We start from the raw sequence: 14,196 nt of genomic DNA on the forward strand, positions 1-14,196 counted from the left end.
AGTTTCCCACTTAGCGGACGGCTGTCCGGTTGTCGTCCACGATAGCTGCGGACGAGTCCTTGCGGCAGTCCGCGGTCCTCTTCAGGTTCCAGCACCACGCATCGTCGCCCCACTCCTGCGCCGCAGTGCCGCACCGCAGACCCTGCGCGCCCGCCCGGTTCCCCGGTCGTTGAAATACCCCATCTGCCCTGGTTAGGCGAAAGAAGCTGCTCATGGCCTCATCGGCGTCCAGTGTCATCACCCTGAACATCAACGGCGAGAAGTACACACTGCCCGTCGACCACCGCACCACCCTGCTCGATGCACTCCGCGAGCGCCTCGCGCTGACTGGCTCAAAAAAGGGCTGTGACCAGGGACAGTGCGGCGCCTGTACGGTCCTGCTGGACGGCCGCCGGGCCGTGTCCTGCCTCCAACTGGCCGTGGCGGCCGAGGGCCGGGAGATCACCACCATCGAAGGCGTCGCCGAGGGCGAGCAGCTGCATCCCGTGCAGCAGGCGTTCCTCGACCTGGACGGATTCCAGTGCGGATACTGCACTCCAGGACAGATCTGCTCGGCGATCGGGGTGATCCAGGAGCACGCGGCGGGCTGGCCCAGCGCCGTCACCGACGACCTCCGCCCCGATGCCGGACCACCGCCGCTGACGGCCGAAGAGATCCGCGAGCGCATGAGCGGAAATCTCTGCCGGTGCAGCGCCTACGTCTCGATCGTCGAGGCCGTGGCCCAGGCGGCCGAGGCCCAGCCGGACGCGAGGCGCGCGGGCCTCGGGCCGGAGCCGAAGGAGGCCGTGGCATGAGGGAGTTCGACTATCGACGGGCGTCCGACGTCGCCGGCGCCGTCGCGCTGCTCGGCGCCGATCCCGACACCCGCTTCCTTGGCGGCGGCACCAACCTCGTCGACCTCATGAAGGCCGGCGTCGAACGCCCCGCCCGGCTCGTCGACATCCGCGAACTCCCCTTGGACCACGTCGAGTCGACGCCGGAGGGGGGCCTGCGCATCGGCGCCACCGTCACCAACAGCGACCTGGCCGCGCACCCTGAGGTCCGCCGCCGCTACCCAGCGCTGGCCCAGGCGGTGCTGGCCGGCGCCTCGGGACAGCTGCGCAACATGGCAACGATCGGCGGGAACCTGCTCCAGCGCACCCGCTGCGGCTACTTCACCGACGTCGCCAAACCGTGCAACAAACGCGTTCCGGGCAGCGGTTGCCCCGCCATAGAGGGCGAGCACCGCAACCACGCGATCCTGGGAGCGTCGGAGAACTGCGTCGCCGTACACCCCTCCGACATGGCCGTCGCGCTCGCCGCCTTCGACGCGGTCGTCCACTTCGAGACCGCCGACGGGCCGGGGGAGGCGCCCCTGGCGGACTTCTACCTGTCCGTCGGCGACACACCGCACCGCGAGACCGCCCTGCCTGCAGGTGCCCTGATCACCGGCGTCGCCCTGCCGCCCGTTCCGGTCGCCGCCAACTCCCGCTACCGCAAGGTGCGCGAGCGCGCCTCGTACGCGTTCGCCATCGGTTCGCTCGCGGCCGCGCTCGACGTGAGGGACGGCATCGTACGCGACGCGCGCCTGGCCTTCGGCGCCGTCGCCTCCCGGCCCTGGCGGGCCCTCGCCGCCGAACGCGTCCTGATCGGTGCTCCCGCCGACGCCGAGACCTACGCCGCCGCGGCCGACGCCGAACTGGCGGCAGCACGGCCACTGGCCCAGAACGGATACAAGGTGACACTCATGCGCAACCTCGTCGTGGCCGAGTTCACCCGACTCGCACAGGAGGCCACCCGATGACCACCGTCACCGCCGCGGCCCACACGCGGGAGCCTTCCGTCGGCACTGCCCATACCCGCGTGGAGGGCAGGGACAAGGTCACCGGCGCGGCCCGTTACGCCGGTGAGATCCCCTTCGCCGACCTCGCGCACGGCTGGCTGGTGCTCTCCACGGTCGCCCGTGGCCGCGTCCGCGCCATCGACAGCGACCCGGTCCTCGCCATGCCGGGCGTCCTCGCCGTCCTCGACCACCGCAACGCCCTGCGCTTGAACACCGACTACACCGGTCTGCTGGGCACGAAGCCGGACCCGACCTGTGCCGTCTTCCAGCACGACCGGGTGCCGCACCTGGGCTGGCCGGTGGCGCTGGTCGTGGCGGAGACGTCCGAGCAGGCGAGGGAGGCCGCCGAGGCGCTCGTGGTGCACTATGAACAGGAGCCCCACGACATCGACTTCGTCGCGGGCCATCCGGGCGCCTACCCGGTGGACGGGCACATGCCGGCGGTGACGGAGAAGGGGGACCTGGACGCCGAACTGGCCGCGTCGGACCTCGTCGTGGACGCCGAGTACCGCACCCCAGAAGAGCACCACAACCCGATGGAGCCGCATGCGGCGACCGCCCACTGGGACGGCGGCCGGCTCGAGGTGGTCGACTCCAACCAGGGCGCCACCTGGGTCATCGGCGAACTCGCGAACCTCTTCTCGCTCGACCCGGCGTCGGTGCGGGTGCGCTCGGAGCACGTCGGTGGCGGCTTCGGTAGCAAGGGCGTACGGGCCCACCAGGTGGCCGCCGTGATGGCCGCAACCATACTGCAGCGCCCGGTGCGAGTCGTCCTGACCCGCCGCCAGATGTTCTCGCTGGCCGGCTACCGCAGTCCCACCATCCAGCGGGTCAGGCTCGGCGCCGACGCCGAGGGGCGGCTGCGCGCGCTGGAGCACAGTTCCCTCAGCCTCACCTCCACCGTGCACGAGTTCGTCGAGCCGAGCGCCGGGGTGGCACGGGTGATGTACGACGCCGCCGCCCACCACACCGCCAACCGTGCGGTCCGGCTCGACGTGCCCACCCCGACGTGGATGCGGGGCCCGGGTGAGGCGCCGGGCTCCTTCGCGCTGGAGGCGGCGCTCGACGAACTCGCCGAGAAGGGCGGCATCGACCCGGTCGAGCTGCGGCTGCGCAACGACCCCGAGCGGGGGCCGGTGTCCGGCCTGCCGTTCGCCGGCCGCAACGTGGCCGCCTGCTTCCGGGACGGCGCCCGCAGGTTCGGCTGGGCGGACCGGGACCCGCGCCCCGGCCTGCGCCGGGACGGCCGCTGGCTGCTCGGCACCGGCACCGCGGCGGCGTCCTTCCCCGCGGGCGCGGCGCCCTCCACGGCCACCGTGACCGCGCACCCGGACGGCGGCTTCACCGTGCGGATCGCCGCGGCCGACATCGGCACCGGCGCCCGTACCGCACTCACCCTGGTCGCCGCCGATGCGCTGGCCGTGCCCCCGGAGCGGGTCCGCGTCCGCATCGGTGACAGCGACTTCGGACCGGCGATGATCGCCGGCGGTTCCATGGGCACCCGCTCCTGGTCCTGGGCGGTCGCCGCCGCGGCCGCGGAACTGCGCGACACACTGGCTCCGGGCGCCGACATCCCCCCGGAGGGCATCACAGTGCGCTCGGACACCACCGAGGCCATCGGCTCGCTCGCGCCCGCCGAGCGACACTCCTTCGGAGCCCAGTTCGCCGAGGTGGCCGTGGACGTCACCACCGGCGAAGTGCGCGTGCGGCGCATGCTCGGGATCTTCGCGGCGGGCCGGATCGTCAACCCGCTCACCGCGCGCAGCCAGCTCGTGGGCGGCATGATCTGGGGCATCTCCATGGCGCTGCACGAGGAGGCCGTACGGGACCGCGCCTCGGGCGGCCACGTCGGCGCCGATCTCGCGGGCTACCACGTGGCCACCCACGCCGACATCCCGCACGTCGAGGCCGACTGGATCGACGACTTCGACCCGAACGACCCGGTCGGGATCAAGGGCATCGGCGAGGTCGGCATCGTGGGCGCCGCGGCCGCCGTCGCCAACGCGGTCTGGCACGCGACCGGCGTGCGCCACCGAGTCCTGCCCATCCGGCCGGACCGGGTCCTGACCTCGGCGACGGGAGCGCTCGATGCTTGACCTGGCCGGGGAGCTGGACCGGTGGATCCCGGAGGGCCGGGAGTTCGCCGTCGCCACCGTGGTGGCCGTCGGCGGCAGCGCACCGCGCGGTCCCGGCGCCGCCCTCGCCGTGGACGGCGCGGGCACCGTGATCGGCTCGGTTTCCGGCGGCTGCGTCGAGGGCGCGGTGTACGACCTGTGCCTGGAGGCGCTGCGCACCGGGGAGAGCGTGCTCGAACGGTTCGGCTACAGCGACGAGGACGCCTTCGCCGTCGGACTGACCTGCGGCGGCACGATCGAGGTGCTGGTCACGCCGGTGTCCGGCCAGGAGCCCGCCCGGGCGGTCCTCGCGGCGGCCGTGGCGGCCGCCGCGCAGGGCCGGCCGGTGGCTCTGGCCCGGGTCGCCCGCGGCCCGGCCGCGCTCCTGGGCCGGGCTCTGCTGGTGCGGTACGACGGCTCGTACGAAGGCGCTCTCGGCGGCCACCCGGAACTGGATCGGGCGGCGGCGGCCGAGGCCCGCGCCCTGCTGGAGGCGGGCCGTACCGGCACGGTGGAGATGTCGGCGGACGGTTCACACTGCCCCGGCGGCCTCACCCTGCTGGTCGAGTCGAACGTGCCGCCACCACGCATGATCGTCTTCGGGGCGGTGGACTTCGCCTCGGCGCTGGCACGGGCCGGCAAGTTCCTCGGCTACCACGTGACCGTGTGCGACGCCCGCCCGGTCTTCGCCACCCGGGCCCGCTTCCCCGATGCCGACGAGGTCGTCGTGGACTGGCCGCACCGCTACCTGCGGCGCACCGCGACCGACACCCGCACGGTCCTGTGCGTCCTCACCCACGACGCCAAGTTCGACATCCCTCTGCTCAAGCTGGCCCTCGGCATGCCGGTGGCTTTCGTCGGCGCGATGGGCTCGCGCCGCACCCACGAGGAGCGCAACAGGCGTCTGCGGGCCGAGGGGGTGAGTGCGCGGGAACTGGAAAGACTTCGCTCTCCGATCGGCCTCGACCTCGGTGCTCGTACGCCCGAGGAGACCGCCCTGTCGATCGTGGCGGAGATCGTCGCCGCCAGGCGGGGCGGCACCGGGGTGCCCCTGACCGACTCCCGGACGCCCATCCACCGCGACCTTCAGACCGCGGAAGCGACGGTGGGATAAGCAGCGCCCAGGTGGGTCCGCTCGGGATCCGGCCCACCGCAGGCTGGGGCTGGGCCGAACGGAAACATCCCGACCGGGTGCCGGCCACCTACCACCGCACTCACGGGGTGCGCTACTTCCAGGGCTGTCACTCGGTCGGCGACGACCGCCTGTGGGGTGTCAACCACCGCAGGAAAGGCACTGCGAACACGCTGGCCGCGCTGAGGTCGATCCGCGCCGCCCGGCCCGATGGCGCACCGATCTACGTGATCATGGACAACCTATCCGCCCACAAGGGCGCCGACATCCGCCGCTGGGCGAAGAAGTACAAGGTCGAGTTGCGCTTCACTCCGACCTACGCCTCGTGGGCGAACCCGATCGAGGCGCGCTTCGGACCGCTGAGGCAGTTCACCATCGCCAACTCGAACTATCCCAACCACACCGTGCAGAATCGGGCCCTGCACGCTTACCTGCGCTGGCGCAACGCCAACGCCCGCCATCGCGACGTCCTGGCCGCCGAACGCAAGGAACGCGCCCGCATCCGCAGCGAGAAGGGAATCCGCTGGGGCCGACGCCCCCTCGCCACCGCGGCCTGAACGACGCGGCGAATCCATGCGATCACAGCAGTGCACCGTGACTCTCATCCGATGCTCTGCCAGAGCCAGGCAGCGCTTGCTACACCGACTCCGCCCGGAACTCGACGTGGGGGTCAGTGACGTAGTCGCGCCATCCTTCCCGGTGCCCCTGGGCCATCAGCCGGTAGTAGATCGTCTCCCGCCGTTCGCCTGCGACGTGATCGCCGATGTTGTGGCCGAGCAGGTAGTGCGCGAGAAGAACGCTTCCAGCGGTGCCGGTGGCCTGCACGGGGTCGCCCAGTTCAACGGGCGGGTACGGACCGGGCACCATGTCCTGAAGGCGCAATGCGTCGGGTCCGCGCTCAGCCAGGAACTGCCCGAAGCGCAGGTGCGTGCCTGGCCAGATCCATAGGTTCCCCCGGTGTGGGAGGCTCTGGTCGGTCAGCCACACCCCGGCAAGGAGGGAAAACGTGCCGGGGCGGCCATCCGGCTCGGGCGGGGTGAGCCCGTCGACGTGCGGACCTCCGGGCGGGTTCGGCCAGGGCGGCAGCGTCAGGGCGAGCTGCGCGAACTCCGGCTCGTACACGCTCAGCCCCGGCCGCAGCAGCTCACCCGCGAGTTCACCGATTCCTGCACTCCGGTAGAACTCAAGAAGCGGATGTCCTACAGAGCCGAGTCGAGGGAACAGGAAGTACGGTCCCCGGTGACCAGGGTCAGGCGGTTTCCGCTCCAGCATCCCCTCGACGATCCTTCGCCCCCTCGCGATCTGCGCCGCGTCCAGCACGTCCGGCACGACGACGAACCCGTCGCGAAGGAAGGAGGCTCGCATCTCCCCGGTGATCTGCCCCATGTCGCCAGTGCAACAGGCAGTGGGGGACTCGGACAACCGAATTTCCCTTGCCGCTTGAGGCAGAAAGCACCTCGACCCGCAATGCGCAACCGACCCGGCGAACCTTCCCGGTCAGAGCACCAGCTGGCCGGCGGCGTGGCCGCCGGATGCTCATCCCCTTCGCCGCCGACCCCGGCGCGGAAACCCTGCGGGTGACGGTCCGGTAGAAAGTGTTTCGCAGATGCGAACCGCAGCAGTCCTGAGCCCGGTGGGCTGGCTGGTCACCCGTGCCCTGCCGCAGCGCCAGAAGTGCGGCGACCAGCTGTGTGACGAGGGGATGCATCTCGATACGGGCCGGGAGTGTCCGCGGTGCGAGGACCGGCGGTTCGGTAGCCGGGCCCGGCGCCGCGCGGTCGCGGCTGCCGTGGACGCGGCGATGCCGTACGCCATGCCGGAGAAGCTGCGTGCGACGGCTGAGCGGCAGCTGCACGAGACCGTGACCGCCGAGGTGACCTGCATTCTTCCGTTGCCGCCAAGCCGGTTCTCGACACTTTCACCAACTCCGACCTATCGACCGAAACGGCAAGTACGCACAGGGATGCTGGAGACGGACTCAACCGCGGCGGCCAGCCTCAGGAGTAAGCCTGCAGTGCGCTCGCGCGGGAGGATGGCGGATGGCTGTCGCGAAACGAGCCGGGATCATCCCCGCTTGCGCAGGAGCGACTCGAGGGACGTGGATTGCTGCCTTGTGCCCTTCACGGCTGCGCGGCCGTCGAGGTGGGGGGCATGCCCGGGGGTAGGCGGGCTGCCATGAGATGCCACGGTCCTCGGCAGGCTCTCGGGGCGGAACGGTCAACTGTCGCGGCGTGCCCACTGCGCGGCCCGGACCGTTCCCTGCTGAATGTCCTGCCGGGGCAGTTGGAGGCCGAAGGCGTCCTCCAGGGCGTGGAAGTACAGCTCGAACTCGCTGGTCAGTTCGGGGTGGTCGAGTTCGGCGCGGCGTATGGCCTGGTTGAGGAAGTCGAGCTGACCGCCTCGGAAGTAGGGGGCGCGGCCGCAGTCGTACCAGATCAGCTCCAGGGCACCCCAGTCGTCGTCGATGCGGCGGCCGTCATGCATGTGGGCGAAGGTGTAGATGGCCTTCGCGGAGGTGGCGCTCAGGTGGACCGTCTCGGTGACGCCGAGCCGGGCGAGCGCCTCGGCATCGGGCCCGAAGCCGGGGGCCTTACATCAGGAACGCCCAGCCGCCGGCCATGCCGGAATGTCCAGGACATGACCTTTCCCTGTCGGCGCTGTACGCCGTCCGGAAGCGACCAGGCGACCCGGGGGCTCGTGAAGTGCCAGGTCATCTCCATGGGTACCAGCGACGGGTCACGTTCCTTCGCCGCGGGCGGCGGGTTGCCGTGCCGCTGGGCATCCGGCCTCGTGGGGCGACTGGCCGAGATCGCTGACGGCGGCCTGCTTGCTCAGGGCGTCCGATGAAGGACTTCCGTCTCACACAACCACGGCATCCGGTCCCCGGAGCGGCGACATCCCCGCATGCGGATGGAGGTGGAAAGCTGGAGGCATGGCCCTTCGAGCGCGGCTGAACCTGCGGCATTCCTGGCGGCCGGGTCACGCACCCGCGCTGGTCGTGATCCCACTGGGGCTGATCGTCACCGTGTGTGTGGTCGATGTGCTGGCTCCCCCGCACATCCACCTCGGTCCACTGCTAGTGGCAGCACCCGCGATCACCGTGGCGTTCGCCGGTGCCCGCGTGACGGCGCTGATGGGAGCTCTCGCGGTGGCGGCCCAGGTGCTGATCGGCGTGCTCAGAGGCGTCCTGCCCACCGCCAACATCCAGGTCCAGGTCGCTGCCCTGATCGTCGTCTCCACCGTCTGTGTCACCTTCTGCGTGCTGCGGGACCGGCGTGAGCGGCAGTTGCACCGGGTGCGGTCGGTGGCCGAGGCAGCACAGAGTGTGCTCTTGCAGCCACTGCCCACACACGTCGGCCCGTTGTGGATCGCCGGCATGTACATCCCCGCCGAGGAAGAAGCCGACCTGGGCGGAGACCTGTACGCGGCCGCACGGACCGCCCACCACAGTACCCGGCTCCTCATCGGCGACGTACGCGGCAACGGGTTGCCCGCGATCAGCAATGCCGCCCTGCTGCTCGGCGCCTTCCGCGCAGCCGCCCATCGACAGGCCACCCTCCCTCGCCTCGCCGTCCACCTGGACGCCGCGCTCCGCTGGGACACCACCCAGTGGCGATCACATACAGAGCAGGACACCAACGAGGACTTCGCCACCGCCATGCTGCTCGACATCCCCGACCACGAGCAGGTCGTCCACCTCATCTCCTGCGGCCACCCACCACCGCTCCTTCTGCGGGGGAATCAGCTCATCCCACTCGTGGCCGAGGCGAGCCACCTTCCGATCGGACTAGGCGGGGTCTTCGGCATGGCCGCCTACGACGTCCAGACCTTCCCGTTCGAGGTCGGCGACCTGCTGCTCCTTTACACAGACGGCGTCATCGAAGCCCGCAATGCCGACGGAGACTTCTACCCCTTCACCGAACGGGTGATGGAGTGGGCCAAGGACGACCCCGACGATCTACTGCGCCATCTCCAGCAGGACCTGCTGGCCCACGTCGATGGACACCTCAACGACGACGCGGCCGTAGTCGCGATCCGCCGCGTGACAGTCTGATCCCCGGCCACCGGACTCCGCTCGTCCTCGACCAGGCCAGTACCTGTCAGCCCGGCAGTGATGGCATGCGTCCCGTCATGCACGCCGACCTCGCACGGGAACGGGTGCGCAGCCCGGTTCCCGCCCCACCGTCTCTCATCCCGCAGGCGCACGCAGATCACGTCTCAAGGAACATTCGTCCGTAGCGGAGGGTCAGGTGGGCACGAAAGAATCGTCCTCTGTGCTGGCGCCAGGCAGCCGGAACCGTGCGGAGACGAGGGCAGCGTCGATACCGCGGGTGCCGGTGGACACGCACAACATGCACGCGAGGTCGTCCATACGCCGGCGGACCTCCGGGTTTCCCTCATCGGCATGCAGGATCCGCAGCGCGTCGTACCCGGGCCGCCGACGGGGAGACGATCAACATCGGCACCGGACGCCCGACCAGCATCCGCCGCGTCGCTGACCTCATCGCCGCCCTACCCCGGCACCCAGCTCCGGGAGACGCCGATGCCGCCCGGCGACCCGCTGGGCGGTTGCGCCAGCACCACCCAGATGGAACGCGTCCTGAACTGGCGGCCGCAGGTCCCGGTCGATGGCGGCGTGCCACACGGAGTCCTCGTCGTCGGTGCCCCAGAGACAGCCACCTGGTCGACATTCGAGCATCCCCCTGACTTCGGGAGCTATGCCGGCATCCTGCCTGCATAGCTCCCGGGCCCGACGGGTGACGGACTGGCGCCGGGTGGAGCCCTGCCCCGGAGCCTTTCCGCACCTCGCCCCCGGTTGTTGTTGCGGGACGTCACGGGCCAGCTCAGACTTGTCGCGGAGGACGAGCCTCCGGTACGCGCGCGCCGCCGTACCGTGCCGGCTTTCGCCCTGACGCGCGAGGGCGTTCTCCTCGACCAGGTGCACCTCCATGGCCGAGTCACGGCGGCCGGAAGCTTGAGGCAGGTCTTGGCGAGGAGGCCGTCGACGAGGCGGGGCGGTACGGCATTTTCGTGCGTGCCGGGTCCTCACCGGCGTGGTGAGCTGATCGAGACGCGTCCGCTGACTTCCGCCGGCGATCTCCTCAGGTGCGGCAACACACCTCCGACCGGGGCGAACTCGTGCGTACGACAGCAGTTGGTAGGAGGTCAATGATGATCGGCCGTCGATCAGCCCCGTCGGAGTGTGACCCCCGGGCGGAATTGCGCGTCTTACATGCGAGACCGCATCCCGACGGCCCCCAACGGAAGGTTCTTCGATGGACAGTCAGATCGTGAAGGTGAAGATTCACCCCGCCATCGGTGTCGCCCGGGTCGGCAACAGTCTCGAAGCACCCTTCATCGGCCCGGAATCACCGGACCAGAAACCAGCGGACCCCGGCTCCTACAAGGACGGTTCCGGGGCGCTCCGCAGGCAGGCCGCACGGTTCCGTGTGTACGGCTACAACGCCGCGGGGGAGGTGGTGAGGGAGCTGAAGCCGGGCACCGAGGGTGTCTCCGAGATCCAGTGGACGGTGCATCTGGCCAACAAGAAGGCCGCCTGGTACCAGTTCCATCTGGCGCTGGACATACCCGAGGGCAACACGCTCGCGGCAGAGCAATACGCTCTGCGCAACGCCGACGTCGTGGGCGCCGAGAGGAAGAAGCTGGTCAACGACCCCGGAAGCCGCACCGTCCGCGGCTCGAAGACCGAGACGCAGAAGTTCGACACCGGCAAGATCATGGGCAAGGCGGTGTACCTCGGCGAGATCTCCACCCGTTCCGACGGCCGTCTGCTGGTGCTCGGTGGCCGGGGAAACTCCGCCTCCTACACGAACCAGCCGATCACTGGGGTCGCCAACAACAACACCTGGTACGACGACGTGTCCGACGGCCCGGTGACGGCGACGGTCCGTATCGACGGCAAGGATCTGACCGCCGCCCCGGCCTGGGTCGTGGTCGGGCCTCCGGACTACGCCCCCGGCGTGAAGTCCATACGTACCCTCCACGACCTGCTCTTCGACGTCTTCGTCCAGGCCGGTTCGCTGACCCGCCCGCAGCAGATCTCGTTCACCGATCACATCGAGCCGATCTTCCGCCGGTTCTGCGATCTGCAGTGGGTCAACCAGGGATTCGCGGCGCAGTTCGGCTGGAACGGCCCTCACTTCTTCCTCTCGCCTGCCATGCGCAAGAGGCTCGCCGATCCGTCCGACCGGAACCGGGAACTGCGCCGCCAGACGTACGCCGCCCTGCGCGACTACGACCGGGACGGAAAGTCCCCGCTGCCGTGGCCGTGGATCTACGGCGACGCCATGGCCAGCACGCCCAAGTCCGTGCGTCAGCACCTGGTACTGTCGCCGACCCAGGACTGGATGCTGCAGCGCTGGGCGGACGGGGCTTTCCTGGCCGGACCCCTGCGGCAGCCGCGCCCCACGGTCGACGACGCCCCTGTCGGCGAGCAGCCGGGGCTGTTGGACCGGGCGACCCTGGAGAACTGCGCCGCCGACGCGTTCCACCCGGGGTGCGAGGTCACCTGGCCGATCAGGCACCCGAGCATGTTCAGTGAACCCTTCCGCATCCTGCACCGCGCCACGGGCACCGCGGAACCCGACTACGGGCCCACCCTCACCCCGCAGGAGGCGGTGGCCGCCAACGGCCCCCTGCACGCACAGGGGCCCGGAGACCTCACTCGCTGGATGGCCGCCCCCTGGCAGGCGGACACCGCGAGCTGCCGCTCCGGCTATGAGGTGCTGGCCAACCTGGGGCCCCGGTACAGCCCTTACCTGCCGACCTTCTGGCCTGCCCAGGCACCCAACCATGTCCTCAAGCTGGAGGACTTCGAGAAGGTCAACACGCCGTCGACCGGGAGCGACGACAGCGCCCGGGAAGAGGCGTTCGAGCGGCGGGCGACCTGGCTGCGCGGCCTCAACGGCACCATGAACCAGCAGCGCACACAGATGATCAAGGACTGGCCCAAGCTCGGCATCGTCGAGGTGCGCGACTACACAGTGGGCGACGGGAAGTTCCCGGAACGGATCCTGGTGGAGTCGCGCCCGGGACAACCGCTCGACCAGGCACCGGACACGGCGAACCTCGTCAACCTGCACGTGCCCGAGGCGGGTCCGCACGTGTTGTCCGCGGCGGCGGGCATCCTGCCCGAGGGAAGGCTCTCCCCCGAAACCGCCGAGGCCGCCTCCGCGGCACGGGTGATCGGCGAGGCCGCCCGGGCGACCGGTTACCGCGAGGAGGAGATCACCGCCGGATATCTCGAGATACTCGACCCCTTCCGTGACGCGCGGTGAGCGCCGCACTCGCTCCCGGCACGGACACCTACGACGTCGTGGTGGCGGGCGGCGGCCCGGCCGGCTGCGCCGCCGCGCTCGTGCTCGCCCGTGCCGGCCGTACGGTTCTGCTGGCGGATGCCGGCACCGGGCCGCCCAAGGTCGGCGAGACGCTCGTGCCCGCCGGGCGGGTTCTGCTCGGCGACCTCGGCGTCGCCGACCGTGTTCTCGACTCGGGGCATCTGCCCTGCTACGGCAGTCTTTCGGCGTGGGGTTCGGCCGACCTGCACGCCGTGGACTTCATCAACGACCCGCACGGCCATGGCTGGCACCTCGACCGGCGGTTGTTCGACCGGCGTCTGCGCGACGCCTCGCGCGCGGCGGGGGCCGAGGTCGCCGAGGGCTCGGCCGTACGCGACACCGCGCGGACGCCGGACGGCAGCTGGACCCTGGTCCTGCGCGGCGGTACCGGACCTGCCGGTACCCGGTCCGGTGGCGAGCGTCTGGTGCGCTGCCGCTGGGTGATCGACGCCACCGGCCGCGCCGCCGCGATCGCCGTCCGCTGCGGGGCCCGGCGGCGGGTCCGGGACCGGCTCACAGCTCTGTACGTGCCCCTGGAGGCGGACCCGCTGGACACCGACCGCCGTTCCCTCGTCGAGTCCGACGAGGACGGCTGGTGGTACACCGCCCCGCAGCCCTCTGGCGGGCGACTGGTCGCCTACTTCACCGACGCCGACCTGCCCGCCGCCTCCCACACCGCACGCCACTTCCGCCGACGGATGACGGCCACCCGCCACGTGTCCCGATGGGTCCACCGGGACGGACCCCCGCCCATGTCACCTGCCGCGCCCCGTCGGGCCGCCGCGCACACAGCGCACCTGGACACGGTGTACGGAGACGGCTGGACCGCCGCCGGGGACGCGGCGGTCGCGTTCGACCCGCTCTCCTCCCAGGGCGTGCTGACCGCTCTCTACACCGGGCTGGGCGCGGGACTGGCCGTCGACACCCGCCTGGGTCGCGCCCCCTACGGCGCGGACTCGGCCCTCGCCGCATACGCGGACAAGGTCGCGGCCGCACGGAGCGCGTATCTGCGCGGCCATCGTGTCATCCACGCCCAGGAGGCCCGCTGGACCGACCGCTCGTTCTGGGCGCGGCGCCTGGCCGACCTCCCCGACTCGTCCTGCCGACCGCAGGAAGGGCCCAGCACGTCATGAACACCGAACGGCCCCGAGTCGTCACCGAGACCGGCTGGACCGTGCCGCAGCGAAGGCACGGCTGGGCGGCGTCTTACGGCCGACGCCGACCGGGCGCGGCACCCCTGATCAGCTCCAGCGTCACACCCGCGCCGGGGCTCTTCATGACCTGTTCTCTCTTAGAGCGTCCGCCAGTAGGAGATCGCTCAACGCCTGCCAGATCTGCCGCAGGCGTCAGGTAGCCGATGCCGTGGCGGCGTCGTAGGTGGCGCGGGCAGCAGTGATGTCGGCTCGGTGGCGTTCTGCCCAGCCGACGAGCCCAGCGAGGGTTGCGTGGAGTTCGCGGGCCATGGGCGTGAGGCTGTATTCCACCTTGGGTGGCACGGTGGGGTAGACGGTCCGGATGAGCAAGCCGTCGCGTTCCAGCTTGCGCAGGTTCAAGGTGAGCATGCGTCGGCTGATGCCTGTAATGGCGCGTTCCAACTCGGTGAACCGGACCGGCCCGTGTGCGGCGGCGACGAGGATTCCAATGCTCCACTTGCCCGCGACGCGGTCGAGGACTTCGGTGAGTGGGCACGCCTCGTTGCTGACCTGGTCGGACACATCGGTGTGACTGCGTGACATGAAAGTGCCTCCTTCCACCGCACGTCATGGTTAC

Annotated in this window: 11 protein-coding genes and 1 pseudogene; 8 read left to right on the forward strand and 4 right to left on the reverse strand. The window is 70.7% G+C overall.

Features of this window, described 5'->3' with window-relative positions; genetic code table 11:
- The first annotated feature begins 212 nt into the window (after positions 1 to 212).
- The 5 genes and pseudogenes from ACFY0F_RS26370 to ACFY0F_RS26390 all read left to right on the forward strand — a co-directional run.
- Positions 213 to 794, forward strand: a complete 582-nt coding sequence (locus ACFY0F_RS26370) for a (2Fe-2S)-binding protein (protein ID WP_388799026.1) — start codon at positions 213 to 215, stop codon at positions 792 to 794.
- Positions 791 to 1,783 (forward strand): FAD binding domain-containing protein, encoded by a 993-nt coding sequence (locus tag ACFY0F_RS26375; RefSeq protein ID WP_388799029.1) that lies wholly within the window; start codon positions 791 to 793, stop codon positions 1,781 to 1,783. Before ACFY0F_RS26370 ends, ACFY0F_RS26375 begins: the two co-directional genes overlap by 4 nt.
- Positions 1,780 to 3,918, forward strand: a complete 2,139-nt coding sequence (locus ACFY0F_RS26380; protein WP_388799032.1) for a xanthine dehydrogenase family protein molybdopterin-binding subunit — start codon at positions 1,780 to 1,782, stop codon at positions 3,916 to 3,918. The genes ACFY0F_RS26375 and ACFY0F_RS26380 overlap by 4 nt, the downstream gene beginning before the upstream one ends.
- The gene (locus tag ACFY0F_RS26385) at positions 3,911 to 5,050 is read left to right on the forward strand and encodes an XdhC family protein (protein WP_388799035.1); all 1,140 of its coding nucleotides are present in this window, start codon (positions 3,911 to 3,913) and stop codon (positions 5,048 to 5,050) included. Before ACFY0F_RS26380 ends, ACFY0F_RS26385 begins: the two co-directional genes overlap by 8 nt.
- A gap of 11 nt (positions 5,051 to 5,061) precedes the next feature.
- Positions 5,062 to 5,625: pseudogene (locus tag ACFY0F_RS26390) on the forward strand (transposase); the annotation flags it as partial.
- Between the two features lie 79 nt (positions 5,626 to 5,704).
- On the opposite strand, the gene ACFY0F_RS26395 reads toward ACFY0F_RS26390, so the two are convergent.
- Positions 5,705 to 6,454 (reverse strand): phytanoyl-CoA dioxygenase family protein, encoded by a 750-nt coding sequence (locus tag ACFY0F_RS26395; RefSeq protein WP_388799038.1) that lies wholly within the window; start codon positions 6,452 to 6,454, stop codon positions 5,705 to 5,707.
- An 831-nt stretch (positions 6,455 to 7,285) separates the two neighbouring features.
- Complete coding sequence (locus ACFY0F_RS26400) at positions 7,286 to 7,552, reverse strand: hypothetical protein (RefSeq protein ID WP_388799041.1); 267 nt, start codon at positions 7,550 to 7,552, stop codon at positions 7,286 to 7,288.
- A 448-nt stretch (positions 7,553 to 8,000) separates the two neighbouring features.
- Here ACFY0F_RS26400 and ACFY0F_RS26405 point away from each other — a divergent pair, with 448 nt between their 5' ends.
- Positions 8,001 to 9,122 (forward strand): PP2C family protein-serine/threonine phosphatase, encoded by a 1,122-nt coding sequence (locus ACFY0F_RS26405; protein WP_388799044.1) that lies wholly within the window; start codon positions 8,001 to 8,003, stop codon positions 9,120 to 9,122.
- Positions 9,123 to 9,314: 192 nt separating this feature from the next.
- Here the strand turns inward: ACFY0F_RS26405 and ACFY0F_RS26410 are convergent, their stop codons facing one another.
- Positions 9,315 to 9,488: a DUF5133 domain-containing protein gene (locus ACFY0F_RS26410; protein WP_388799271.1), complete on the reverse strand. Its 174-nt coding sequence runs from the start codon at positions 9,486 to 9,488 to the stop codon at positions 9,315 to 9,317.
- A gap of 856 nt (positions 9,489 to 10,344) precedes the next feature.
- On the opposite strand from ACFY0F_RS26410, the gene ACFY0F_RS26415 reads away from it, so the two are divergent.
- A complete protein-coding gene (locus ACFY0F_RS26415; RefSeq protein ID WP_388799047.1) occupies positions 10,345 to 12,366 on the forward strand; it encodes a LodA/GoxA family CTQ-dependent oxidase in 2,022 nt (673 codons plus the stop codon).
- The gene (locus ACFY0F_RS26420; RefSeq protein WP_388799050.1) at positions 12,363 to 13,559 is read left to right on the forward strand and encodes an NAD(P)/FAD-dependent oxidoreductase; all 1,197 of its coding nucleotides are present in this window, start codon (positions 12,363 to 12,365) and stop codon (positions 13,557 to 13,559) included. Before ACFY0F_RS26415 ends, ACFY0F_RS26420 begins: the two co-directional genes overlap by 4 nt.
- A gap of 213 nt (positions 13,560 to 13,772) precedes the next feature.
- Here the strand turns inward: ACFY0F_RS26420 and ACFY0F_RS26425 are convergent, their stop codons facing one another.
- On the reverse strand, positions 13,773 to 14,162 hold the full coding sequence (locus ACFY0F_RS26425; RefSeq protein ID WP_388799053.1) for a winged helix-turn-helix transcriptional regulator: 390 nt from the start codon (positions 14,160 to 14,162) through the stop codon (positions 13,773 to 13,775).
- Positions 14,163 to 14,196 lie beyond the last annotated feature (34 nt).

Source organism: Streptomyces sp. NPDC001544 (assembly GCF_042894285.1).
GTDB lineage: Bacteria > Actinomycetota > Actinomycetes > Streptomycetales > Streptomycetaceae > Streptomyces.

Excerpts from the sequence above, each read along its gene's own strand:
- ACFY0F_RS26425 (WP_388799053.1), bottom strand. The coding sequence starts at position 14,162 with ATGTCACGCAGTCACACCGATGTGTCCGACCAGGTCAGCAACGAGGCG.
- ACFY0F_RS26400 (WP_388799041.1), bottom strand. The coding sequence starts at position 7,552 with ATGCATGACGGCCGCCGCATCGACGACGACTGGGGTGCCCTGGAGCTG.
- ACFY0F_RS26415 (WP_388799047.1), top strand. The coding sequence starts at position 10,345 with ATGGACAGTCAGATCGTGAAGGTGAAGATTCACCCCGCCATCGGTGTC.
- ACFY0F_RS26385 (WP_388799035.1), top strand. The coding sequence starts at position 3,911 with ATGCTTGACCTGGCCGGGGAGCTGGACCGGTGGATCCCGGAGGGCCGG.
- ACFY0F_RS26375 (WP_388799029.1), top strand. The coding sequence starts at position 791 with ATGAGGGAGTTCGACTATCGACGGGCGTCCGACGTCGCCGGCGCCGTC.
- ACFY0F_RS26405 (WP_388799044.1), top strand. The coding sequence starts at position 8,001 with ATGGCCCTTCGAGCGCGGCTGAACCTGCGGCATTCCTGGCGGCCGGGT.
- ACFY0F_RS26380 (WP_388799032.1), top strand. The coding sequence starts at position 1,780 with ATGACCACCGTCACCGCCGCGGCCCACACGCGGGAGCCTTCCGTCGGC.
- ACFY0F_RS26395 (WP_388799038.1), bottom strand. The coding sequence starts at position 6,454 with ATGGGGCAGATCACCGGGGAGATGCGAGCCTCCTTCCTTCGCGACGGG.
- ACFY0F_RS26370 (WP_388799026.1), top strand. The coding sequence starts at position 213 with ATGGCCTCATCGGCGTCCAGTGTCATCACCCTGAACATCAACGGCGAG.